16 protein-coding genes are annotated in these 23,587 nt (G+C 65.4%); 2 read left to right on the forward strand and 14 right to left on the reverse strand.

The window, feature by feature from the left end:
- Positions 1-181: 181 nt before the first annotated feature.
- Together ABIB66_RS34470 and ABIB66_RS34475 are read left to right on the forward strand one after the other, a co-directional pair.
- On the forward strand, positions 182-2,011 hold the full coding sequence (locus tag ABIB66_RS34470) for an aminopeptidase P family protein (RefSeq protein ID WP_354257700.1): 1,830 nt from the start codon (positions 182-184) through the stop codon (positions 2,009-2,011).
- A 320-nt stretch (positions 2,012-2,331) separates the two neighbouring features.
- Positions 2,332-3,606: a multidrug effflux MFS transporter gene (locus tag ABIB66_RS34475; protein WP_354205330.1), complete on the forward strand. Its 1,275-nt coding sequence runs from the start codon at positions 2,332-2,334 to the stop codon at positions 3,604-3,606.
- A 156-nt stretch (positions 3,607-3,762) separates the two neighbouring features.
- On the opposite strand, the gene ligA is transcribed toward ABIB66_RS34475, so the two are convergent.
- The 14 genes from ligA to mraY form a co-directional block, all read right to left on the reverse strand.
- Positions 3,763-5,916 (reverse strand): NAD-dependent DNA ligase LigA, encoded by a 2,154-nt coding sequence (gene ligA / locus ABIB66_RS34480; RefSeq protein WP_354205328.1) that lies wholly within the window; start codon positions 5,914-5,916, stop codon positions 3,763-3,765.
- A gap of 162 nt (positions 5,917-6,078) precedes the next feature.
- Positions 6,079-7,752, reverse strand: a complete 1,674-nt coding sequence (gene recN / locus ABIB66_RS34485) for a DNA repair protein RecN (RefSeq protein ID WP_354205326.1) — start codon at positions 7,750-7,752, stop codon at positions 6,079-6,081.
- Between the two features lie 13 nt (positions 7,753-7,765).
- The gene (locus tag ABIB66_RS34490) at positions 7,766-8,671 is read right to left on the reverse strand and encodes an outer membrane protein assembly factor BamD (RefSeq protein WP_354205324.1); all 906 of its coding nucleotides are present in this window, start codon (positions 8,669-8,671) and stop codon (positions 7,766-7,768) included.
- Positions 8,672-8,950: 279 nt separating this feature from the next.
- Complete coding sequence (gene lpxC / locus ABIB66_RS34495; protein WP_354205322.1) at positions 8,951-9,913, reverse strand: UDP-3-O-acyl-N-acetylglucosamine deacetylase; 963 nt, start codon at positions 9,911-9,913, stop codon at positions 8,951-8,953.
- Between the two features lie 360 nt (positions 9,914-10,273).
- On the reverse strand, positions 10,274-12,079 hold the full coding sequence (gene ftsZ, locus ABIB66_RS34500; RefSeq protein WP_354205320.1) for a cell division protein FtsZ: 1,806 nt from the start codon (positions 12,077-12,079) through the stop codon (positions 10,274-10,276).
- 87 nt (positions 12,080-12,166) lie between these two features.
- The gene (ftsA, locus tag ABIB66_RS34505; protein ID WP_354205318.1) at positions 12,167-13,489 is read right to left on the reverse strand and encodes a cell division protein FtsA; all 1,323 of its coding nucleotides are present in this window, start codon (positions 13,487-13,489) and stop codon (positions 12,167-12,169) included.
- Complete coding sequence (locus ABIB66_RS34510; RefSeq protein WP_354205316.1) at positions 13,486-14,514, reverse strand: cell division protein FtsQ/DivIB; 1,029 nt, start codon at positions 14,512-14,514, stop codon at positions 13,486-13,488. Before ABIB66_RS34510 ends, ftsA begins: the two co-directional genes overlap by 4 nt.
- Positions 14,515-14,864: 350 nt before the next feature.
- Positions 14,865-15,851 carry a D-alanine--D-alanine ligase family protein gene (locus ABIB66_RS34515; protein WP_354205314.1) on the reverse strand — a complete coding sequence of 329 codons (987 nt, stop codon included), beginning with the start codon at positions 15,849-15,851 and terminating at the stop codon, positions 14,865-14,867.
- A 70-nt stretch (positions 15,852-15,921) separates the two neighbouring features.
- Entirely contained in the window at positions 15,922-16,842 is a 921-nt protein-coding gene (gene murB, locus ABIB66_RS34520; protein ID WP_354205312.1) for a UDP-N-acetylmuramate dehydrogenase, read from the reverse strand.
- Positions 16,843-16,846: 4 nt separating this feature from the next.
- Positions 16,847-18,250 (reverse strand): UDP-N-acetylmuramate--L-alanine ligase, encoded by a 1,404-nt coding sequence (gene murC / locus ABIB66_RS34525; protein ID WP_354205310.1) that lies wholly within the window; start codon positions 18,248-18,250, stop codon positions 16,847-16,849.
- 137 nt (positions 18,251-18,387) lie between these two features.
- Positions 18,388-19,488, reverse strand: a complete 1,101-nt coding sequence (murG, locus tag ABIB66_RS34530) for an undecaprenyldiphospho-muramoylpentapeptide beta-N-acetylglucosaminyltransferase (RefSeq protein ID WP_354205308.1) — start codon at positions 19,486-19,488, stop codon at positions 18,388-18,390.
- A 109-nt stretch (positions 19,489-19,597) separates the two neighbouring features.
- Entirely contained in the window at positions 19,598-20,749 is a 1,152-nt protein-coding gene (gene ftsW / locus ABIB66_RS34535) for a putative lipid II flippase FtsW (RefSeq protein ID WP_354205306.1), read from the reverse strand.
- 237 nt (positions 20,750-20,986) lie between these two features.
- Positions 20,987-22,387 (reverse strand): UDP-N-acetylmuramoyl-L-alanine--D-glutamate ligase, encoded by a 1,401-nt coding sequence (gene murD, locus ABIB66_RS34540; protein WP_354205304.1) that lies wholly within the window; start codon positions 22,385-22,387, stop codon positions 20,987-20,989.
- Positions 22,388-22,394: 7 nt separating this feature from the next.
- Complete coding sequence (mraY, locus tag ABIB66_RS34545) at positions 22,395-23,498, reverse strand: phospho-N-acetylmuramoyl-pentapeptide-transferase (protein WP_106945343.1); 1,104 nt, start codon at positions 23,496-23,498, stop codon at positions 22,395-22,397.
- Between the last annotated feature and the right edge of the window lie 89 nt (positions 23,499-23,587).

Below are 23,587 nucleotides of genomic sequence, written 5' to 3' on the forward strand. Positions count from 1 at the left end.
CCCCTCGTCGTTGAGATGAACAACTTGCTCGAATTTCCCTGTTATCCGGACGAAGCGCAACTGCCGCATCCTGTACTCCACTCAATTCGAATGGAACTTGTTCAAGCACAGTCCATGCCAGATGCGACCTCAAATGCGTCTACATTGCGGACTGATCCGCATGATCCTAAAGTGATCCACCATGTTCGAAGCTCACTTCCAGACATTCGAGGAGCCCGAGGCCGGCGTCGCATTGACGGCCCGGCTGGCCGCGCTCCGTGAAGAACTCGCCCGCCGCAAGCTGACCGGTTTCGTGATTCCACGCGCCGATCAGCAGCAGAATGAGTATGTGCCGCCGTCGGAAGAGCGCCTGGCCTGGCTGACAGGTTTTACGGGCTCGGCGGGACTGGCGGTGGTGCTGACGCACGAGGCAGCATTGTTCGTCGATGGACGCTACACGATCCAGGCGGCCAAGCAGGTCGATTCAAGGGCCTGGGCCGTGGAATCTCTGATCGATCCCCCGCCGGAAAGCTGGATCTCGGCACACCTGAAGGCCGGCGACCGCCTCGGATTTGATCCGTGGCTGCACACTTTTGCGGCAGCCGAGCGTTTGTCCGCCGCCTGCACCAAGGCCGGTGCCGAGCTGGTCGCGGTCGACAGCAATCCGGTCGATGCGATCTGGCAGGACCGGCCACAGCCGCCGATTGCACCGGTCGCGGTGCATGGGATGCAACATGCCGGCGTGACTGAGGCCGAGAAGCTGACGCAGATCATGAGCGAAATCGTCAAGCTCGGCGTCGATGCGTTGGTGCTGTCCGACAGCCATGCCGTGGCCTGGACGTTCAACATCCGCGGCGCCGACGTCGCGCATACGCCGCTGCCGCTGTCCTATGCGCTGGTGCCGAAGGACGGCCGTCCCACCATCTTCATCGATCACCGTAAGCTCTCCAATCTGACCCGCGACCATCTCGAGCAGTCTGCCGACGTGCGCGAGCCCGATGCGATGGCGCCGACGCTGATGGCGCTCGCCAAGAGCGGTGGATCGATCGCGCTCGACAATGCGACCGCGGCCGACGCCCTCAGCCGGCTGATCACGGGTGCCGGCGGCAAGCCGGTGCGCGGCAGCGATCCGATCGCGCTGCTCAAGGCGGTCAAGAACATGACCGAGATCAAGGGCACGCAAACGGCGCACCGGCGCGACGCCGTGGCGCTGGCACGCTTCCTCGCCTTCATCGACCGCGAGGCGGCAAGCGGCAAGCTCACCGAGATCGACGCGGTCGAGGCACTGGAGACGTTCCGCCGCGACACCGGCGCGCTCAAGGACGTGTCGTTCCCGACCATATCGGGCACCGGCCCGAATGGCGCCATCGTGCACTACCGCGTCACCCGCAAGAGCAACCGGCGGATCGTGCCCGGCGATCTGCTGCTGATCGATTCAGGTGCACAATACGAAGACGGCACCACCGACGTCACCCGCACCATGGCCGTGGGCGAGCCCACCGACGAGATGCGCGACCGTTTCACGCGTGTGCTGCGCGGCCACATCGCGATCGCGCGGGCGATCTTTCCAGACGGCGCCACCGGCGCGCAGCTCGACACACTCGCACGGCAATATCTCTGGGCCGCCGGCGTCGATTTCGAGCATGGCACCGGCCACGGCGTCGGCAGCTATCTCTCGGTGCACGAAGGACCGGCGCGGATATCGAAGCTCGGCACCACGCCGCTGAAGCGCGGCATGATCCTGTCCAACGAGCCCGGCTACTACAAGACCGACGGTTTCGGCATCCGCATCGAGAACCTCGAACTGGTGGTCGCAGCCGACATCAAGGGTGCGGAAAAATCGATGAACGCGTTCGAGACGCTGACCCTGGCGCCGATCGACCGCCGGCTGATCGATGTGGCCATGCTGGGCAAGGACGAGCTCGACTGGCTCAACGCCTATCACGCGCGCGTCAGGACCGAGGTGCGGCCAGCGCTGGACGAGACGACGAAGGCCTGGCTGGACCAGGCCACGGCGGAGTTGAAGGCGTAAGCGCGTCGTCGCGAAGCCGCATGGCACTACGCGATTTGCGCAGGGCTGCTTCTCCACCCGCGCTGTCATTCCCCGCGAAGGCGGGGAATCCAGTATTCCAGAGACAGCAAACGTATGCGGAGAAGCCGCGGCGTACTGGATCGGCCGGTCAAGCCGGGCGATGACACCAACTTTCTGGCACGAACATCGCGCCCAATCGGTCGCCATCGTGCCCTCATCACAACCGTCCCGGAATCCGTATAGCCGCATTCCGAAACGCCGATATGCGTCATGTGCCAGCACGCTAGAGTCCGATTCGAATTTCTACCAGACGGACACGCATGCACGGCATGATCAGCACGCCGCCGGAAACGGCGAAGAGCCTCGCGACCTCGCGCGTGGTGTTGCTGCTGCTCGTCGTCATGACCGGCATCGCGCCGATCTCGCTTTACATGCTGGTTCCGGCGCTGCCGGTGCTGGCGACGACATTTGGCAGCGACATCTCGGTCGCGCAGATGACGGTGTCGCTGTACATGGTCGGCATCGCGCTGTCGCAACTCATCATGGGCCCGCTGTCGGACCGTTTCGGGCGACGCCCGGTGCTGCTCGGAGGACTGGCGCTGATGGTCGTCGCCAACGTCGCCTGCATCTTCGCGGAAACGCTGCCGCAGCTGATCGCCGCGCGCTTCTTCCAGGCATTGGGCGGCGCCGCCGGCATGGTGGTGAGCCGCGCCATCATCCGCGACATCTACGAGCGCGACCGCGTCGCCTCGATGATCAGCCTCGTCGTCGCGGCGCTGATGATCGGGCAGATGGTCTCCCCGCTCACCGGCGGCCTGATCGAAACCGCATTCGGCTGGCGCGCGATCTTCTACGCCATCACCGTCGCCGCGATCATCGTCGCCGTCGGCATCGCGATCGCGCTGCCCGAGACCCGCCGAGACCGCGCCGCCGGCAGCGGCTTTCGCGGCGACGTCGGCATCCTGATCCGCAACCGCGCCTTCGTCGGCTACGTGATGTGCCAGGTGCTGGCCTCGCAGATCATCTTCACCTTCGCCGGCGGCGGGCCCTATATCGTGGTGACGCAGATGGGCAGGACCAGCGCCGAATACGGCGCGTGGTTCGCGACGACGGGTTTTGCGTATCTCGTCGGCAATCTGCTTTGTGTGCGCTTTGCGCCCAGGCACTCGCTGGAGAAGTTGATCTGGTTCGGCCTCGCGCTCCAGCTTTGCGGCAGCCTGTTGAACCTGCTCTGGAGCTTCGCCGGCTGGAACGAGGCACCCGCCTGGCTGTTCGGCACGCAGATGATCGTGATGGTCGGCAATGCCTTCGTAATGGCGAACTCGGCCGCCGGCGCGATCAGCATCCGTCCCGAGGCCGCCGGCACGGCGTCAGGTGCGATGGGCTTCCTCCAGCAAGGCATCGGCGCGCTGATGTCGCAATTCGGCGCCTATCTCGGCGGCCATTCCGCGACCACGCTGCCGCTTACCGCCGCGGTGCTGGCGATCTCCCTGCTCTGCGCCTGCACGATGATCTTCGTCGTCCCCCGCCGCGAGATCATGGTGAGCGAGACGCTGATCGGGCAGGCGGAAGAGGAAGAGAGCGGGATGATGTAAGGGATGGCGATCGCCACGACCTCGGTGTCATCCCCCGCGAAAGCGGGGGATCCAGTACGCCGCGGCTTTTCCGTATCCTCGCACTGTCTCTGGAATACTGGATTCCCCGCCTTCGCGGGGAATGACAGCGGAGCGAGACGCGCCAGCGCGCCCTCCTCACTCCCCGATCAGCGCCAGCCACTCGTCCTCGGTCAGCACCTTGACGCCATGCTTGTTGGCTTCCGCGAGCTTCGAACCCGCGCCGGGGCCGGCGACGACGAGATCGGTTTTCTTGGACACCGATCCGGACACTTTTGCGCCTAACCGCTCAGCGGTGGCCTTGGCCTCGTCACGCGTCATCTTCTCCAGCGAGCCCGTGAACACCACGGTCTTGCCGGCGACGGCGGAATTGCTCTTCGGCTTCTCGGCGTCGATGATCTCGACCTCCTTGGTCAGCCGCTCGACGATGCCGCGATTGTGACTCTCGCCGAAATAATCGGCGATGCTCTTGATCACGGTCTCGCCGATCTGGTCGAGCGCATCCATCTCGGCCATCGCCTCCTCGTCGCCCCTGGCGACCTTGAGGCTGGCGTCGTGGAAGGCGTCCCAGGAGCCATAGCCGCGTGCCAGTGCCAGCCCCGTGGTCTCGCCGATATGGCGCATGCCGAGCGCGTAGATAAAGCGCTCCAGTGCAATCTTGCGACGGCTCTCGATCGCGCTGAACAAATTGCGCACCGACGTTGCGCCGTAACCCTCGATGTCCTCGAGCTTGAGTTTCGAATTGCGCTTTTCCAGCGTGAAGATGTCCGCTGGCTCCTTCACAAAACCCTCGTCGAAGAAATACTGGAGCTGCTTCTCGCCAAGACCGTCGATGTCGAAGGCGCGCCGCGACACGAACAGCTTCAGATGTTCGATTTTCTGATAGGGGCAGGCGAACTCGCCGGTGCAGCGGGCGCGTGAGCCCTCCTCTCCCGCCGCCGTTTCCTCGCGCGTGACATCGGTGTGCAGCGGGCACGGGCACTTCTTCGGAAACTGGAATTCCTTGGCAGCCTTCGGCCGCTTGTCGAGGACGACGTCGACCACCTGCGGGATGACGTCGCCGGCGCGCTGGATCACGACGGTGTCGCCAATCCTGATGTCGCGGCCCTCGCGCAGCACCTCGCCCTTGTTGCCGATGCCCTTGATGTAGTCCTCGTTGTGCAGCGTGACGTTCTGCACGATTACGCCGCCGACGCCGACCGGCTCGAGCTTGCCCACCGGCGTGAACGAGCCGGTGCGGCCGACCTGGATCTCGATGTCGCGCAACACCGTCATGGCGCGTTCGGCCGGGAATTTGTGGGCGATGCCCCAGCGCGGCGTGCGCGAGACGAAGCCGAGCCGTTCCTGCCAGTCGATGCGGTCGACCTTGTAGACGACGCCGTCGATGTCGTAGTCGAGCTTTGCGCGCTGCTCCTCGATCGAACGATGAAACGCCAGCAGTTCCTCGACGGAGTGACAGAGTTGGGTCAGTGGATTGGTCTTGAAGCCGCAGCGCTCGAACCAGCCGATCATGCCGCTCTGCGTACCCTCGGGCATCGCGCTCATCTCGCCCCAGGCATAGGCGAAGAAGCCGAGGGGGCGCGAGGCGGTGATGGTCGGATCCTTCTGCCGGAGCGAGCCCGCGGCCGAGTTGCGCGGATTGGCGAAGATGGTGCTGCCTTCCGCCTTCTGCCGCTCGTTGAGCGCGAGGAAGGCCTTCTTGGTCATGTAGACCTCGCCGCGCACCTCGCAGATATCGGGGACGTTGCGTCCCCTAAGCTTTTGCGGCACGTCTTCGAGCGTGCGGATGTTGGCGGTGACGTCCTCGCCTTCAGCGCCGTCGCCGCGCGTCGCGGCGGTGACGAGCTCGCCACCCTCATAGCGCAGCGACATCGAGAGGCCGTCGATCTTCGGCTCGGCGGAGAAATCGATCCTGTCGTCCTCGAGCTTCAGGAAGCGCACGATGCGGCCGACGAAGTCGCGCAGATCCTCTTCCGCAAAGGCGTTGTCGAGCGACAGCATGGGGACCGAATGCCGCACTTTCTTGAAGCGGCCTGACGGTGCAGCACCGACTTTCTGCGACGGCGAGTCCGCGCTGACGAATTCCGGAAAGCGCTTCTCGATCGCGTTAAAGCGCTGGCGCAGCGCGTCATACTCGGCATCCGTGACGGTGGGCGCGTCCTCCTGATAGTAGCGTTCGTTATGCCCCTCGATTTCGAGCGCAAGCCGCATGTGCTCGACCTTGGCCTGCGCCTTGGTGAGGTCGACGACGTCGCGAAGCGGTGTTGCTTTGGATTTTACTGCTCTGGCCATGGTGCTTGAATACGACGGAGCGGACGGGAGGGTAAAGGCAGGTTGAAGTCTCGCGCCCCGGACTCAGCGCAGCGCTTCTTTAGCGGTGCGCTGCAGAGCCGGGGCCCATCGGGGGCGACATTCTGGGTCCCGGCTCGCGCTACGCGCGTCCGGAACGACAAATCAAGCCGTCGCTGCCTTGAGCAGCCGGTCCGCGGCAGCCCTCGCCTCGGCGGTGATCTCGGCGCCGGCGAGCATCCGCGCGATCTCCTCGCGGCGGTGGTCGGCGGCGAGCGCATTGACACGAGTGGCGACGCGCTTGCCCTTGTCCAGGGCGTCCTTGGAGATCAGCAAATGCTGGTCGGCACGGGCGGCGACCTGCGGGGCGTGGGTGACGGCCATCACCTGGACCTTGCCGGCGAGCCGCGCCAGCCGTCCGCCGATGGCGTCCGCGACCGCGCCGCCGACGCCGGTGTCGATCTCGTCGAAGACCAGGGTCGGCGCCGAGCCGCGGTCGGACAGCACGACCTTCAGCGCCAGCAGGAAACGCGACAGCTCGCCGCCGGAAGCGACCTTCATCATCGGCCCCGGCTTGGTGCCCGGGTTGGTCTGCACCCAGAACTCGACGCGGTCGAACCCTTGCGGACCCGGCGTGGCCTCGTCGGTCTGGACCTGGGTCATGAACTTGGCGCGTTCGAGTTTGAGCGGCGCGAGCTCGACGTTGACCGCCTTGTTGAGCTTCTCCGCCGATTTCTGCCGCGCCATCGACAGCTTCTTGGCGGCCGCGGCATAGCGCGCATCGGCCTCGATCGCGGCCTGCTCCAGCTTCTTCAGCCGTGAGGCGCCGGCATCGATCAGGACGACATCGGCGGCGTATCTGGCAGCAAGCGCGGCGAGCCCATCGACCGGTGTGGAATATTTGCGCGAGGCGGCGCGCAACGCGAACAGTCGCTCCTCGATGCGTTCGAGCTCTGAGGGGTCGAAATCGGTCGCGGCAAGCGCCGCCTGGAGATGCTGGTCGGCCTCCTCCAGCGCGTTGATCGCGATGTCGATCGCCCTCACCGCGGGCTCGACCAGCGCCGGCGAGTTGACGCCGCGGCGCTCCAGCCGGCGCACGGCGGCCGACAGCGAGGCGACCGGCGAATGGTGGCCGCCGACCGCCTCCTGCGCCTCGCGCAGGTCGGAGGCGATCTTCTCGCCCTGCATCATGGTGGTCCGACGGGACGCCAGCGAGGTCTCCTCGCCGTCCTTGGGCGCGAGCTGCTTCAATTCGTCGGAGGCGTGACGAAGGTAATCGGCTTCGCGCGCGGCGCGCTCCATGCCGGCGCGATGCTCGTCCAGCGCTGTGTTGGCGGTGCGGCGGGCGTCCCAGAGCGCTTCGACCGCCGAGACGTCCTTTTCGAGGCCGGCGAAGGCGTCGAGGAGGCGGCGGTGGGTGGCGGCATCGACCAGAGCACGCTCGTCGTGCTGGCCGTGGATCTCGACCAGGGCAGCACCGACCGCCTTCAGCGTCTGCACGCTGATCGCCTGGTCGTTGATGAAGGCGCGGGTGCGGCCGTCGGCGAGCTGGACCCGGCGGAGAATCATCTCGCCAGTATCCTCCAGCCCGTTCTCCGCGAGGATTTTCGCTGCAGGGTGATTCTTGGGGATATCGAACACGGCAGTAACCTGCCCCTGCTCCACGCCATGGCGCACGAGGCCGGCATCGCCGCGGCCGCCGAGCGCCAACGCAAAGGCATCGAGCAGGATGGATTTGCCCGCACCGGTCTCGCCGGTCAAAACCGCGAGGCCCGGTGCGAATTCGATATCGAGCCGTTCGATCAGGACGATGTCACGGATCGACAGACGCGCCAGCATGGAATTCTATTTCCTAGCCGAGACCCATTTTCTTGAAGGTCTTGCTAATCCAGGACCCCTGATTCTCGCTCGGTTCGAGACCGCCTGATTTTACAAGATTATAGGCGTCCTTGTACCAGCGACTGTCAGGAAAATTGTGCCCGAGCACGGCGGCGGCCGTCTGGGCCTCGCCGACGATCCCGATCGCCATATAGGCCTCGGTCAGGCGGTACAGCGCCTCCTCGACGTGGCGGGTGGTCTGGTACTGCGTCACCACGGCCTTGTAGCGGTTGATCGCCGCCGTGTAGTCGCGCTTCTGCGCGTAGTAGCGGCCGACGTTCATTTCCTTGCCGGCGAGCTGGTCGCGCGCACCTTCGATCTTGGCCTTGGCCGAGGTCGCATATTCGGACGTCGGATATTTGCGCACCACCTCTTCCAGCGAGGCGATCGCCTTCTCGGTGCGGGTCTGGTCCCGGCTGATGTCCGGAATCTGGTCGTAATGCGAGGCGGCAATCAGATATTGCGCGTAGGCCGCATCCGGGCTGCCGGGATGCAGCGTGACGTAGCGCGTGGCCGCGCCGATGCAATTGTCATAATCGCCGCCCTGGTAGGACGCGTAGGCCGACATCAGCAACGATTTGCGGGCCCAGTCGGAATAAGGATGCTGGCGGTCGACCTCTTCGAACTTCTTGTTCGCCGCCTTCATGTCCTTCTTCTCGTTCATGAGGTACAGGCCCTCATTGTAGATCTTGTCGGCGGGCTCCTCGACGAAGGTGTCGTCCTTGGCGGTGAACTTGTCCCAAAGCGCACCGGTGCCGCAGCCGGCCAGCGGCAGCGCGAGCACGAAGAGGGCGACAGCCTGAATCAGCCCACGGGCTCGAGACGAGACTTCTCGAGACGGGACTTGAAGATATCCGCGCGTCATACGCTGTGCCGACATGAGTATTGCCCTGACGCCCTGTGGTGCGGTGTCCGCCAGCCCATGAACCCCGTCCTGGGCGCGAAATATAGCCGTGGTGCCTGCCATGCAGCCACGCCGGTGTAACCGAAAAACGATCTTCAACCAACCGGATAGGCAGGCATTCCGCCCGGATTAAGGCGAACGCGCCGCAATCCTAGCCGATCATCGTTACCAGGAGTTTCCCGGGGAAAGCCGCCGCCAAACGCCTATTGCAACGGGTCTCTTCAGGACCCGTCTCTCTTCAGGATCCGTCTCGCTTCAGGAAACGTCCGGCCCGTAGACCGCGGCGATCCGGCCACCGACGATGCCACGACCGGTTTCGGCCACCGGACGCGTGGTACGGCGGGCTGCTTCGCCCTCGACCACCCGCCAGGCGGTGCGGTCGGCGAGCAGCGTGGTCAGGACGGCGTGGTTGAGCTTGTGGCCGCCACGTACCGAGCGGTAGGCGCCGAGCAGCGGCAGACCGGCCAGCGCGAGGTCGCCGATCACGTCCAGCACCTTGTGGCGGGCGCATTCGTCGGCGTAGCGCAGGCCTTCGGTGTTGAGCAGCCGCTCCTCGTCGAACACGACGGTGTTGTCGAACGAGGCGCCGAGCGCATAGCCGGCGCTCCAGAGCCGCGCAACGTCGCACATCAGACCGAAAGTCCGGGCCCGGCCGACTTCGCGGCGGAAACGCTCCGGGTTGAGGTCGAAGGCGTAGCTCTGCTGGCCGATGACAGGATTGGTGAAGTCGATCTCGACCTCGGCGCGGAACCCGTCGGCATAGGGCCTGATCTCACCGAAGGAGTCGCCGATCTTGACCGAGATCGGCTTCAAAACCTGGATGAAGCGGCGCTGTGCCGACTGGGTCACGATGCCGGCCTGGTCGATCGCCGCAACGAAGGCTGCCGCACTGCCGTCCATGATCGGCACTTCGGGCCCGTCGATCTCGATGATGGCGTTGTCGACGCCCATGCCCCGCAGCGCAGCAAGCACATGCTCGGCGGTGGAAACCAGCGGACCGTTGCGATCACCGAGGACGGTGGCGAAATCGGTCGCGATCACCTGCTCGGCGGTGGCCTGAACTTCGCGGTCGCTTCCCTCAAGCCCGGTACGGACGAAAACAAAGCCCGCGTCGACAGGCGCGGGTCCAAGCGTAAGCGTGACGGGAAGACCGGAATGAACGCCGACGCCTGCCACACTGGCTTGCGCACGAAGCGTTGTTTGCCGGCTAAATTTCATCAGGAACCGCCCCACTACGACCATCGCGACTTATACTGAACCCGACTGAGCGGCCTAGACCGCTCGTTCCGAATCCGTATCCCCAAGTCACGGCAAACCATAGTCACTGCCTCAAACAGCGCCAACTCACGCTTTTTTACCGATTGTTACCCCAAACCCGCCGTATTCGCGCCAAGGCTTAACCAAATTGGACCGGAGTTCGGAGCCGTTTTCGGCAGTTTTACTGAACCATCGAATACGTAATTAACGATTTAAAATCAGTTGCTTGGCCACGCAATCCGGATATGCACGGGGCAAAAGAAAAGGTCCCGGCAAGCTTCCCGCCGGGACCTTTTTTCGTCTGCCTTATTGTAACAATCCTCAGGTCGCCTGCCGCCGCAGGAAGGCCGGGATATCAAGATGGTCGTCTCCCTGTGGCGCCGGGGCAACAGGCGCGGGACGGCCATGCATGTCCAGGCCCTGCGGCGCGGGACGACGGGCATACTCGGACACCGGCTCGGCGGACGCGATTTGCTGCGCCACGGTCTTCTGGGGGCGGCGCTCGGGCAGCGGCGGCATCGCGGGACCGGCGGTGCGGGCCGCGATCGGCGCCTCGCTCTCCTCGTCACGACGGCCGAGGCCGACATTGGCGAGGCGCTGGAGCAGCGACAGCCGGGTCTTCTGCGGAGTCTCCTCCTCGACCTCGCCGCGGGCCTGGCGAAGCTCGGCCTGGGCGGGCATCGGAAGTTCCTCGATCCGCGGCATCCGCGGTGTGCGGACCGGCGCACGCTCGGCCTGCGGCGGGATGAAGGTTTCCGGCGTCATCGGCTCATGCATGGCCATCGGCGCCTGCTCGGGCTCCGGAAACAGCGTGGGCTTCTGCGCGATCGGGCGCACGGTGACGTCGCCATAGGTCTGCATCGGCGCGGGAGCCTGCGGGACGTCCGCAACGGCGGCGGCGATGGCGGCAAGCGCAGCGCGCTCGACGTTCGGACGCGGAGCCGTGGGAGCGGCGGCAAACTGGCCCGATCCGGCGGCCGGGGTCTGCGCTTCGAACTTCTGGGCGCGCTCGGCCATGCGCTGATTGTCGGCGCGCAGCCGTGCGGTCAAATCGGCAAGACGGCTCTCGGCAGCCGCGGCCGGAGCAGCGGGAGCCTGCTGCGCCTGCGGTGCAGGGTTCGCGACGGGAGCGCTGGTGGCCTGGCTGTTGCGCGCGATCGCGGCCTGCTCGATGCCGGTGGCGACGACCGAGACGCGGATCAGGCCGTCGAGGGCTTCGTCGAAGGTGGCGCCGACGATGATGTTGGCGTCCTGGTCGACTTCCTCGCGGATGCGGGTCGCAGCTTCGTCGACCTCGAACAGGGTGAGATCCTTGCCGCCGGTGATGGAGATCAGGAGGCCCTTGGCGCCCTTCATCGAGCTATCGTCGATCAGCGGGTTGGCGATCGCGGCTTCGGCGGCGGTCAGCGCGCGCTTGTCGCCGGAGGCTTCGCCCGTGCCCATCATCGCCTTGCCCATCTCGCGCATGACGGCGCGGACGTCGGCGAAGTCGAGATTGATCAGGCCTTCCTTGACCATCAGGTCAGTGATGCAGGCAACGCCCGAATAGAGCACCTGGTCGGCCATCGCGAAGGCGTCGGCGAAGGTGGTCTTTTCGTTGGCGACCCGGAACAGGTTCTGGTTCGGGATGATCAGCAGGGTGTCGACGACCTTGTGCAGCTCGTTGATGCCTGCTTCCGCGGTGCGCATGCGGCGGCCGCCCTCGAAGTGGAACGGCTTGGTCACGACGCCGACGGTGAGGATGCCCATCTCGCGCGCGATCTTGGCGATCACGGGAGCCGCACCGGTGCCGGTGCCGCCGCCCATGCCGGCGGTGACGAACACCATGTTGGCGCCCGAGAGATGATCGCGGAGTTCGTCCATCACCTCTTCGGCCGCGGCGGCGCCGACGACCGGCTGCGAACCTGCGCCCAACCCTTGCGTGGCGGCCGTGCCCATCTGGACGATGCGCTGCGCCTTCGACATCGTCAGCGCCTGCGCGTCGGTGTTGGCGACCACGAAGTCGACGCCCTGGAGGCCCGCCGTGATCATGTTGTTGACGGCGTTGCCACCGGCGCCGCCGACGCCGAACACGGTGATGCGGGGCTTCAGTTCGTGAATATCAGGAACATTGATGCTGATGGTCATGTTTGCCTCTCGATCACGCGCGCGTGGGTTCGCCCCGGCCGACGGCCGCGGGAGTTGATGAAAATCGAATATTGCGGGAAGGAGTCATCAGAAGCCCTCGCGTAGCCATCGTCCGACCCTTCCGAAATACCCGCCGGTCCCCGTCCTGACCTGCTGCCGCGTATGCCGCGGTTCGACATGTTCGTGGTGAACATATTGCGGGTAGACGAGCAGTCCGGCCGGCACCGCGAAGGCGGCGTTCTTCGCCTCGTTGGGCAGCCGGCCGAAGCCGAGCGGACGTCCGACCCGTACGGGCCGGCCGAGAATCTGCGTTCCGAGCTCAACGAGACCGGTGAGCTGCGAGGCCCCGCCCGAGAGCACGACGCGGCCGTTGGGCTCTGAGGCGAAGGGCGAATCCTTCAGCTTGTCCCGAACCATTTCGAAGACTTCCTCGGCACGATGCTTGACGATGTTGGCGATGGTAGCGCGGGAGACGATCTGCGGCAGATCCTGCTCGTCACCGGCTGTCGGTACAGACATCAGCTCACGCGAGTCCGATCCGCCGGTGATGACGGTCCCGTATAACGTCTTGATTCGCTCGGCATCGGCAATGGTCGCGGAGAGTCCGCGCGCCAGATCCATCGTGATGTGTTGCCCGCCGACCGCAAAACCGGCGGCATGCACGAAGCGGCCGCCGGAAAAGACCGCGATCGTGGTGGTGCCCGCGCCCATCTCGACCACGGCAGCGCCTAAATCGGCTTCGTCATCGGTCAACACCGACAGGCCGGCCACATAGGGGCTTGCCGCCATGGCTTCGACATTGATGTGGCAGCGTTCGACCGCCAGCATCAGGTTCCGCGCCACGGTGGCGTCGCAGGTGACGACGTTCATGTCGATGCCGAACTGATGCGCAACCATGCCCCGGGGGTCGCGGATGCCCTTGACGCCGTCGAGCGTGTAGCCGACCGGCAGCGCGTGCAGCACGGTGCGGCCTTCGCCGGTGGCGTGGCGCATGCCGGTGGAGGTGACGCGGCTGACATCGGCCGGCGTCACGGCGCCGCCGCGGATGTCGGCAGCAGCTTCGACCAGCTGACCGGAGAGCCGGCCGCCGGAGACCGACAGCAGCACGGACTCGACCCGCACCTTGGCCATCTTCTCCGCAAGACCGACGGCCTGTCGCACCGCCTGCTCGCATTCGCCGAGATCGATCACGGCGCCGGCCTTCATGCCGCGCGACTGGATCTGGCTGTAGCCGATCAGCTCCACCGCATGGGTCCGGTCGCGCAGGGCTTCGCTCGGCGCCGACGGTTTCAGCCGCGCAATCATGCAGGCGATCTTGCTGGTGCCGATGTCGAGGCAGGCGACGAGGCCGCCGCGCTTGTGCGGCATCGGGCGTGTCTTCGGTGTCTGGGTGCGATCAAGACCGGTCATGCAGCGTCCCCGGCCTTTTTCTTCTTCTTGTCCTTGAACAAATCGTCGCGCGCCTTGGCGGCGTCCTCGGACAGCTGCACCACCAGCCGATCGGGCAGGCGCAGGTCGATGGCGACGATGTCCCGGGAGAACAGCCTGTCCTCCTTGTCGAGCCTGGACAGCATCGCAAGCGCGTTGCCGACGTCCTGCTCGGGCAGGCGGATGTCGAGGCCGTCCTTCAGCCTCAGGTTCCAGCGCCGCTCACCGACGAAGATCGCGGCCTTGGTGATCGAGTTGACCTGCGGATAGCGCGCCAGCAAAGCGAGGAAGTCGCGGGCCTGCGTCTCGGCACCCTTGCCGACCACGAGCGGCAGCGACAGGAACCGGCGCGAGACATAGGGCTCGAGCACGGCGCCGTCATCGGCGATGACTGAGAGGCGGCCGGCCTCCTGCCACAGCGCGAACGCCTTGCGCTCGGTGAGCTCGATCATGAGCTGGCCCGGATAGAGCTTCAGCACGGTCGCATCCGCGATCCAGGGATTGGCCTTGAGCTTGTCGCGCACGGCGTCGGCGTCGAGGAACAGCAGCGAGGATCGGCCGCTGACGCCGCCGATCGCGAGGATCTCGTCCTGGCTGAGCTGCTTGCGGCCGTTGATCACGACGGAGGTGATGCGGAAACCGGCGGAATTGGCCAGCGCGTTGCGGGTGTCGTTGACCGCCGTGATGAAATCCTGGAGATGGCCGCCCTTGACGATACCGAAGCCGCAGCTTCCGATCAGGAGCAGCACCGTCATGGTGATCCCGACCCGGCGCGGCAGATAGCGCTCGACCAGCGCGACCAGCCGCGGCGGCGGCTCGCGCTCGATGACGGCTTTGGCCCTGATCTTTTCCTTGGCTGCAGCACGCGCGCCGTGAACTCTTTCCTGGCGCTTGTCCAGCACCCACTCGCGCAGAAGCACGACCGCTCCGATAGCGGCCGCCTTCAGGTCAGCTTGGGGCCTCAGCGATCTGAAAAGCGACCGAGTGAGGCTTCCTGCTCCATCCATTGCACGAGCTCGTCAACAGTTTGCCCGCGACATCGCGCGGGTCCTGGCGAACATGACGTCTCGGACTTGCCGGGCCGGGTGCTGGTCTTCAGCAGAAGAAAACCTCTCCCCTTCAGAGCGTTCGCTGGAGGTGACAACACCCGCAACGGTCCACGCGCCGGCAGCCAAAGCGTCATATGCGCCGCCAGCGTTAACCTTCGGACGTCCTGGTAAACAAAAGGTAAAGTTCGTTAACGACGTGAGCTATTTGCCCAGGCCTGTGAGGCATTTATGCCGCAATATCCGGCATTTTACCGGTTTTGGGTTCCAAAACCGGCCGTTTCGCCGATTCGGCCGTTAACCAGTCCTAATTATTTTCGCACACCGGCCACGGCGAGCTCGACCAGGCCGCGCAGGAAGTCGACGAACTCGATGCCCTCGGCCTTCAGCGCCTTGGGGTAGAGCGAGGACTTGGTCAGGCCGGGCAGCGTGTTGGTTTCGAGATAGACCAGCCCCTTGTCCGAGACGATGAAGTCCGAACGGGAATAGCCGGTGCACGACATCGCCCGGTGCGCCAGCATCGCCTGCTGCTTCAGCGCCGCGGTGATCTCCGCCGTGAAGCGGCCGGGACAGATCTCCTGAGTCGACTTCAAAAGATATTTTGCCGCGTAGTCGAAACTGCCCTCGCCCGGAATGATCTCGATCGGCGGCAGCGAGATGATCGAGCCGTCCGGCCGCTCCAGCACACCGCAGGTCGCCTCGACGCCGGCGATGTAGGGCTCGATCACGTATTCTTCGTGCTTCGCCGCATTACGGACGGCGACGAGATCCTGCCTGGCGTTGACGAAGATCAGGCCGTAGCTCGAGCCATCCCTGGCGGGCTTTGCGATCAGCCGGCCGTATTCGGCGAAGGCCTCGTCGATCTGGTCCAGCGCAATGTTGGCCGGCGGCGTCACGCCGCCGAGCGCAGCGAAATGCTTGGCTGCGATCTTGTCGAACGCGAGATGCGAGGAGGCCGAGCCCGATCCGGTGAAAGGCACGCCGCGCGCCTCGCACATCACCTGCAATTCGCCGTTCTCGGCCCGCCCGCCATGCAAGCTGAGCACCAGCACGCGGTTCTCCGCCCTGGCCTGGTCGAGCGCCTGCTCCAACGGAATGCCTGACGTGCCCGGCTTGAATTCATCCTCGAACGGACGGGCATGTTCGAGCAGCTGTCTCGACTGCACGACATGCACCTTGTCCTCGACATCCCACCACCAGAGATCGGCCTCGGGCAGCGCCTGATGCAGCGCCTGGGCTGAGGCGACCGAAACCAGACGTTCGCGGTTGGAGCCGCCGAAGAGGATGGTGATGCGCATGTTCTTTGGTCCGTCACCTGTCTGTGTTCGTCATTCCGGGGCGATGCTAAGCATCGCCCCGGAATGACACTCACGCGGGAATTCCGATCCGCTTGATTTCCCAGTGTAGCTCAATTCCGGAATTCGTCTTCACCCGTTCACGCACGGTCTCGCCCAACGTCTCGATGTCGTGCGCGGTGGCATCGCCCATGTTGATCAGGAAATTGCAGTGCATCTCGGACACCTCGGCGCCGCCGACGCGCAAACCGCGGCAGCCGGCGGCATCAACCAGCTTCCAGGCGGAATGGCCGGGCGGATTCTTGAAGGTCGAGCCGCCGGTCTTTTCGCGGATCGGCTGCGCGGTTTCGCGATGGGTCTGCACTTCCGCCATGCGCGCGCGGATCGCCTCGGCATCCCTGATCTCGCCGCGGAAACGCGCGGAGGTGAAGATGATGGAGGGATCGACTCCGCTGTTGCGGTAGACGAACTTCATGTCGGCATTGGAGAAGACGTGCTTCGTGCCGTCGCGCCCGACGCCTCGCGCCTCGATCAGCACGTCCCTGGTCTCGCCGCCATTGGCGCCCGCATTCATGCGCAGCGCGCCGCCGACCGTGCCGGGAATGCCGAAATAGAATTCGAGCCCGCCGATATTGGCTGACGCGGCGACTTCCGCCACGCGCTTGTCGAGCGCGGCCGCGCCCGCGGTGACGACATCGCCACTCGCGCTCGCCTCGCCGAAGGCGCGCGGCGCCAGCCGGACCACCACGCCCGCAATGCCGCCGTCGCGCACGATCAGGTTGGAGCCGACGCCGACGACATGAACGCGAATGTCGCTTGCGAGATGCGCGAGGAAATAAGCGAGGTCGTCCTCGTCCGCCGGCGTGAACAGCACCTGCGCCGGACCGCCGACGCGAAACCAGGTCAGCTCGGCGAGCGACTGGTTCGCCAGCAGCCGGCCGCGGAGATCGGGCATCGCGGCTTTGAGCGAGGGTGTGATGTCGGGGAAGCTCACTGCCCTACCCCAGCGCCTTCAACTCGCCGGGCAAGGCATACGCCCATTGCGTGATGTTGCCGGCGCCAAGGCACACGACGAGATCGCCCGACATCGCCACGCCCTTGACGATGCCGGCGAGATCGGACGCCGCCGGCAGCGGGATCACCTCGCGGTGGCCGTGGGCACGCAGGCCCGCGGCGAAATGGTCGCGGTCGATGCCCTGGATCGGCGTCTCGCCTGCGGCGTAGACCTCGGCGACGATCACCGCATCCGCATCGTTGAAACAGGTGCAGAATTCTTCGAACAGCGACTGCAGGCGGGTATAGCGATGCGGCTGCACGACGGCGACGATCTTGCCGTTGGTGGATTCCCGCGCCGCCTTCAGCACCGCCGCGATCTCGACCGGATGATGGCCGTAGTCGTCGATGACGGTGACGCCGTCCCATTCGCCGGTCTTGGTGAAGCGGCGCTTGACGCCGCCGAAGCCGGCGATCGCCTTGCGGATCGCCTCGTCCGACACGCCGAGCTCGCGCGCGACCGCAATCGCGGCCGTCGCGTTCGAGGCATTGTGGCGTCCCGGCATCGGCAGCACGAGATCGGCGATCTCGTGCACGACGCCCGTCTTGCGGTCGTGGAACGTAACCTTGAACTTCGATCCGCCGCCCGTCGGGGTCAGGTCGACGAAGCGCACATCGGCCTGTGGATTCTCGCCATAGGTGATGATGCGGCGGTCCTCGATCTTGCCGACGAGGGTTTGCACCACGGGATGATCGATGCACATCACGGCGAAGCCGTAGAATGGCAGGTTCTCGACGAAATGGCGGAAGGCGTCCTGCACCGCCTCGAAGGTCTTGAAGTGATCGAGATGCTCGGGATCGACATTGGTGACGATCGCAACCTCGGTCGGCAGCTTCAGGAACGTGCCGTCGCTCTCGTCCGCTTCGACCACCATCCAGTCGCCCGCACCGAGACGCGCGTTGGAGCCATAGGCATTGATGATGCCGCCGTTGATGACGGTGGGATCGAGGCCGCCGGCATCCAGCAGCGTCGCAACCATCGTGGTCGTGGTGGTCTTGCCGTGCGTGCCGGCGATGGCGACGCAGCTCTTCAGCCGCATCAGCTCGGCCAGCATCTCGGCGCGGCGCACCACCGGAATGCGCCGTTCGCGCGCCGCCGTCAGTTCCGGATTGTCGCGCTTGATCGCGGTGGAGACCACAACGACCTCGGCACCATCGACGTTCTCCGCCTTGTGGCCGACCGAGACCCTCGCGCCGTTCTTGCGCAGACGGTCGAGATTGTAATTGTCGGAGGCGTCCGAGCCCTGCACGGTATAGCCGAGATTGAGCAGCACCTCGGCGATGCCGCTCATGCCGATCCCGCCGATCCCGACGAAGTGGATGGGTCCGATCTCGCGCGGCAGTCTCATGGCGTATCCCGCAGTTCCCTCGTCATGCCCGGGCTTGTCCCGGGCATCCACGAATCCTAGCGTCTTTCTTGCAAGACGTGGATGGCCGGGACAAGCCCGGCCATGACGGTAAAACTATGGAAATTCCACGTTTGGCGTCAGATTCCCGCGATTTTGGCCACCAGATCGGCCAGCCGCTCCGCTGCGTCGAGCCGACCGGCGCCGCGGGCGGCCTGCGCCATGGCGGCAAGGCGCGCGGGCTCGGCGGCGAAGGCGGAGATCTCGCCGGCGAGGCGATCGGAGGAAAACTCGGTTTGCGGAATGCGGATCGCACCGTCGACCTTGGCCAGCACGCCGGCATTGGCGAACTGGTCCTGGTCGATCGCGCCCGGCAGCGGCACCAGGATCGAGGGCCGCCCGATCGCGGCGAGTTCGGCCACGGTGCCGGCGCCTGAGCGCGACACCACCAGATGATTGGAGGCGAGCCGTGCCGGCAGATCAGTGAAAAACGGCGCAAGCTCGGCCTTGATCTTCAGCCTGTCGTAGACCGCACGCACGCGCGCCATGTCCTCGTCGCGCACCTGCTGGGTGAGGACGAGCCGGCTCCACAGCGCGGGTTCGAGGCGCTCGATCGCGCCCGGCACGATGTCGGCCATGATGCGTGCCCCCTGGCTGCCGCCGACGACGAGCAGGCGCAGCGGACCGTTCGCTTCAGGCGCAGCATATGGCACGCCAGCTGCGGCGAGGATTGCCGGACGCATCGGCGTACCGACCGTCGTGGTCTTGCCCGATAGCGCCGGATCGCGATCGAGCACGCCGGGCAATGACGTCGCAATGGCGCGCACGCGGCTCGACAGGAATCGGTTGGCGCGGCCGAGCACGGCATTGGCATCATGGATGATGCCGGGCACGCCGGCGAATTTTGCGGCGACCAGCGGCGGCAGCGTCGGATAGCCACCGAAGCCGACGACGGCGACCGGCTTCAGTCGCTTGATCAGGCTGTAGGCGGACAGCGTGCCGGCCGCGAGCGTCAGGCCGGCATAAGCGAGCTGCAGCGGATTGCGTCCACGCGCAGTCTCGCTCGAAACGACGTCGATCATGTCCTTGGTGAACAGGCCGCTGTAGCGCAGCGCGCGCTCGTCCGTGACGAGGCGGACGCGGAATCCGCGCCGGATCAGCTCGACGCCGAGCGCCTCGGCCGGAAACAGATGGCCGCCGGTGCCGCCCGCGGCGAGAAGAATCAGGGGGGAGGTGTCCATGGCAGGGACTTTTACAGTGTCTCGCCCGTCATTGCGAGCAAAGCGAAGCAATCCAGACTGCCACCGCGGAGGGATTCTGGATTGCTTCGCTTCGCTCGCAATGACGAAACTACGCGTAGCTGCGCATCGCCTCGGCGTGGCCGCTCGCCTCGACTTCGGTGCGCGGGCGCAGCCGCGTCAGCGCCAGCATCATGCCGACACCATAGGCCAGCGACACTATCGAGGAGCCGCCATAGGAGATGAAGGGAAGCGTCATGCCCTTGGCCGGGATGAGCTGGAGGTTGACCGACATGTTGATCGCGGCCTGCACGCCGAACAGGATTGCAAGACCCGAGGCAGCGAAGCGCGAGAACATGTCCTCGTTGGCATAGGCGCGCGACAGCGTGCGGATGACGACGAAGGCAAACAGTGCCAGCATCGCGAGGCACAGGATGATGCCGAACTCTTCGGCGGCAACCGCGAACACGAAGTCGGTGTGGCTGTCCGGCAGGCTGCGCTTGGCGATCCCCTCGCCCGGTCCGAGCCCGAACCAGCCGCCGTTGTAGAAAGCCTCCATGGCTGTATCGACCTGGAAGGTGTCGCCCGAGGCCGGATTCATGAAGCGCTTGATGCGACCAGCGACGTGGGGAACAAAAAGGTAGGCGCTGAACAGCCCGGCGGCGCCGAGGCCGGCTAGCCCGAACACCCAGATCATCCGCATGCCCGCGATGAAGAACAGCGACCCCCACACCATCAGGATCAGCATGGTCTGGCCGAAGTCGGGCTCCATCACCAGCAGCGAGACCAGCATCAAGAGCAGCGCCAGCGCCATCGATGTCGCCGGCATCTCCGGCCGCCTGGTCGATTCCGCGAAGAGCCAGGCGGCAATGACGACGAACGACGGCTTTGCGATTTCGGAGGCCTGAATGTTGACGCCGATCAGCGTGATCCAGCGCCGCGAGCCCTTCACCTCGGGGCCGATCGCGAGCGTCAGCACGATCAGAACGATGCTGGCCGCGAAGATGATCAGCGCCGATCGACGAATCGCCCGCGGCGACAGGAAGGACACCCCGAGCAGCACCAGGCCGGACGGCACCAGGAACATCACGTGGCGGCTGAAGAAATGGAAGGGATCGAGCCCGATGCGGGTCGCAACCGGCGGGCTCGCCGCCAGCGACAGGATCACGCCCGTCAGCATCAGCGCCAGGATGGCCCCCATCAGCGGCTTGTCGACGGTCCACCACCACTCGGAAAAGGGGGTGCGTTCTTCACGGGAGAGCATGGCGGCCGCTTTCGGACAGAGGTCGGTCCATTGGTCGCCGAGGTTGGTTACCGGGGGGTTAAGGAATCGCGGATGATTGGAGACAGAAGGAGAGTGCCACCTCAAATGCTCGTCATGCCCGGCGAAGGCGGGGCATCCAGTACGCCGCGGCTTCTCGATGAACCACAGCTGTCACGGAGTACTGGATCGCCCGCCTGCGCGGGCGATGACAGCGGAGAACGAGGAGGCTACGGCGCCTCACACCACCGGCTTCACGCCAGGCAGCGCCTGCACCAGCTCGCGGAATCTGGTGCCGCGGATCTCGAAATTGCGGTACTGGTCGAAGGAGGCGCAGGCGGGTGACAGCAGCACGACCGCGTCGGTGATCCCCGACGCTTCCGCATCGCGTGCGGCTTGCTCGACCGCGACGTCGAGGGTCTGGCTGATCTCGTGCGGCACTTGCGTGCCCAGCGTCCCCGAAAACTCCTGCGCGGCCTCGCCGATCAGATAGGCTTTTCGGATGCGCGGGAAGTAGCCGGTGAGGCCCGTAATGCCGCCGGCTTTCGGCTTCCCGCCGGCGATCCAGAAGATGTCGGAGAAGGACGACAGCGCATGCGCGGTGGCGTCCGCATTGGTGCCCTTGGAGTCGTTGACGAACAGCACGTTGCCGCGGCGGCCGACCTGCTCCATCCGATGTGCAAGGCCGGGAAAGCTGCGCAGTCCGTTCTGCAAGACATCCAGGCCGATGCCCATCGCGAGCGCGGCGGCGGCCGCGCACGCCGCGTTCTGCGCATTGTGCTGGCCGCGCAGCGAGCCGATGCCGCCGAGCTTGGCGACTTCGCTGCGCGCGCCACCCGCGGTGCGCACGATGGTGCCATGCTCGACATGGATGCCGCTGGCCACCGGATTCCTGACCGAGATGCGCACCACATTCTTGCCGGCACGATCGAGCCGGTCGGCGATATCGCGGCAAAAACCGTCATCGACCCCGACGATCGCCGTGCCACCCTGCTGCACACCGGCAACAAGGCGCTCCTTCACCGCGGCGTAGTGCGCGATGGTGCCATGGCGATCGATGTGGTCCTCGCTGACATTGAGCAGAATACCGACGGAGGGATCGAGCGAGGGCGTGAGGTCGATCTGGTAGGACGACATCTCGATGACGTGGACGCGGCCCATGCCCGGCGGCTCCAGCGACAGGATCGCGGTGCCGATATTGCCGCCCATCTGGGTGTCGTAGCCGGCGACTTTGGTCAGGTGCGCGATCAAAGCCGTCGTGGTCGATTTGCCATTGGTGCCGGTGATGGCGACGAACGGCGCATCCGGTGCGTGCCGGCGCCGTTCGCGGCAGAACAGCTCGATGTCGCCGATCACCTCGATTGCGGCCTCTCGCGCCTTCAGCACGCTCCAATGCGGCACCGGATGGGTCAGCGGTACACCGGGCGCGAGCACTAGCGCGGCGAAATTCGTCCAGGAGACGTTGCGCAAATCAGCCGTGATGAAGCCCGCTTGCGCGGCCTTGGCGACATTCTCGGCATTGTCATCGGCGGCGATCACCTCGGCGCCGCCCGCTTTCAACGCGTGACAGGACGCGAGCCCCGAGCCGCCGAGGCCGAACACCGCGACCGTCTTGCCGGCAAAGGACGTGACGGGGATCATCGACCGGTCACCGCAGCTTCAGCGTGGACAGGCCGGCGAGCGCCAGCATCACCGAAATGATCCAGAACCGGATCACGATCTGCGGCTCGGTCCAGCCGAGCTGCTCGAAATGGTGATGGATCGGCGCCATCCGGAAGATGCGTTTTCCCGTCATCTTGAACGACACCACCTGCACGATGACGGAGACTGCCTCCAGCACGAACAGGCCGCCGATCACCGCGAGCACGATCTCGTGCTTCACCGCGACCGCGATCGCACCCAGCATGCCGCCGAGCGCGAGCGAGCCGGTGTCGCCCATGAAGATCGAGGCCGGCGGCGCGTTGAACCAGAGGAAGCCGAGGCCCGCGCCCAGCAGGGCGCCGCAGAGCACGGCGAGTTCGCCGGTGCCGGCGACATATTTGATCTGGAGGTAATCGGCGAACACCGCGTTGCCGGCGAGATAGGCGATCATCGCAAAGCTCGCGGTCGCGATCATCACGGGCACGATGGCAAGGCCGTCGAGACCGTCGGTGAGGTTCACCGCATTGCCGGCGCCGACGATGACGAAGGCGCCGAAGATGACGAAGAACCAGCCGAAATGCAGCACGGTGTCCTTCAGGAAAGGAATCGTCAGCGCGGTCGACGCCGGATCGCGGTTCAGCCGCACCAGCGCGTAGCAGGCAACCAGCGCGATCGCCGCCTCGATCAGCAGGCGAAGCTTGCTGCCGAACCCGGTCGTGGTCTGCTTGGTCACCTTGAGATAATCGTCATAGAAGCCGACGAAGCCGAAGCCGAGCGTCACCGCCAGCACGATCCAGACGTAAGGATTGAGCGGATTGGCCCACAGCACCGTGCCGACCGTGAGGCCGGACAGGATCATCAGCCCACCCATGGTGGGCGTGCCTTTCTTGGCGAGATGCGATTGCGGACCATCGGCCCGGATCGGCTGGCCCTTGCCTTGCCGGATGCGCAGATGGTCGATGATCCAGGGTCCGAACAGGAACACGAACAGCGCGCCGGTGACGACAGCGCCGCCGGTGCGGAAGGTGATGTAGCGGAAGACGTTCAGGAAGGTGCGAACGGCACCGAAGCCCGGAAATGTGTTGGAGAGCTCGATCAACCAGTAAAACATTCAGACGGTCCTATGGCGCCTTTGCACGCGCCTTGATCTTGGCCTTGTCAACCTGCCTCACGCGCATTCGCTGGTCTTCATCCTGGGGT

It is taken from the genome of Bradyrhizobium sp. F1.13.3 (assembly GCF_040548265.1).
GTDB lineage: Bacteria > Pseudomonadota > Alphaproteobacteria > Rhizobiales > Xanthobacteraceae > Bradyrhizobium.

Coding starts and splice junctions, on each gene's coding strand:
- ABIB66_RS34470 (WP_354257700.1), top strand. CDS start 182: ATGTTCGAAGCTCACTTCCAGACATTCGAGGAGCCCGAGGCCGGCGTC.
- ABIB66_RS34475 (WP_354205330.1), top strand. CDS start 2,332: ATGCACGGCATGATCAGCACGCCGCCGGAAACGGCGAAGAGCCTCGCG.
- ligA (WP_354205328.1), bottom strand. CDS start 5,916: ATGGCCAGAGCAGTAAAATCCAAAGCAACACCGCTTCGCGACGTCGTC.
- recN (WP_354205326.1), bottom strand. CDS start 7,752: ATGCTGGCGCGTCTGTCGATCCGTGACATCGTCCTGATCGAACGGCTC.
- ABIB66_RS34490 (WP_354205324.1), bottom strand. CDS start 8,671: ATGTCGGCACAGCGTATGACGCGCGGATATCTTCAAGTCCCGTCTCGA.
- lpxC (WP_354205322.1), bottom strand. CDS start 9,913: ATGAAATTTAGCCGGCAAACAACGCTTCGTGCGCAAGCCAGTGTGGCA.
- ftsZ (WP_354205320.1), bottom strand. CDS start 12,079: ATGACCATCAGCATCAATGTTCCTGATATTCACGAACTGAAGCCCCGC.
- ftsA (WP_354205318.1), bottom strand. CDS start 13,489: ATGACCGGTCTTGATCGCACCCAGACACCGAAGACACGCCCGATGCCG.
- ABIB66_RS34510 (WP_354205316.1), bottom strand. CDS start 14,514: ATGGATGGAGCAGGAAGCCTCACTCGGTCGCTTTTCAGATCGCTGAGG.
- ABIB66_RS34515 (WP_354205314.1), bottom strand. CDS start 15,851: ATGCGCATCACCATCCTCTTCGGCGGCTCCAACCGCGAACGTCTGGTT.
- murC (WP_354205310.1), bottom strand. CDS start 18,250: ATGAGACTGCCGCGCGAGATCGGACCCATCCACTTCGTCGGGATCGGC.
- murG (WP_354205308.1), bottom strand. CDS start 19,488: ATGGACACCTCCCCCCTGATTCTTCTCGCCGCGGGCGGCACCGGCGGC.
- ftsW (WP_354205306.1), bottom strand. CDS start 20,749: ATGCTCTCCCGTGAAGAACGCACCCCCTTTTCCGAGTGGTGGTGGACC.
- murD (WP_354205304.1), bottom strand. CDS start 22,387: ATGATCCCCGTCACGTCCTTTGCCGGCAAGACGGTCGCGGTGTTCGGC.
- mraY (WP_106945343.1), bottom strand. CDS start 23,498: ATGTTTTACTGGTTGATCGAGCTCTCCAACACATTTCCGGGCTTCGGT.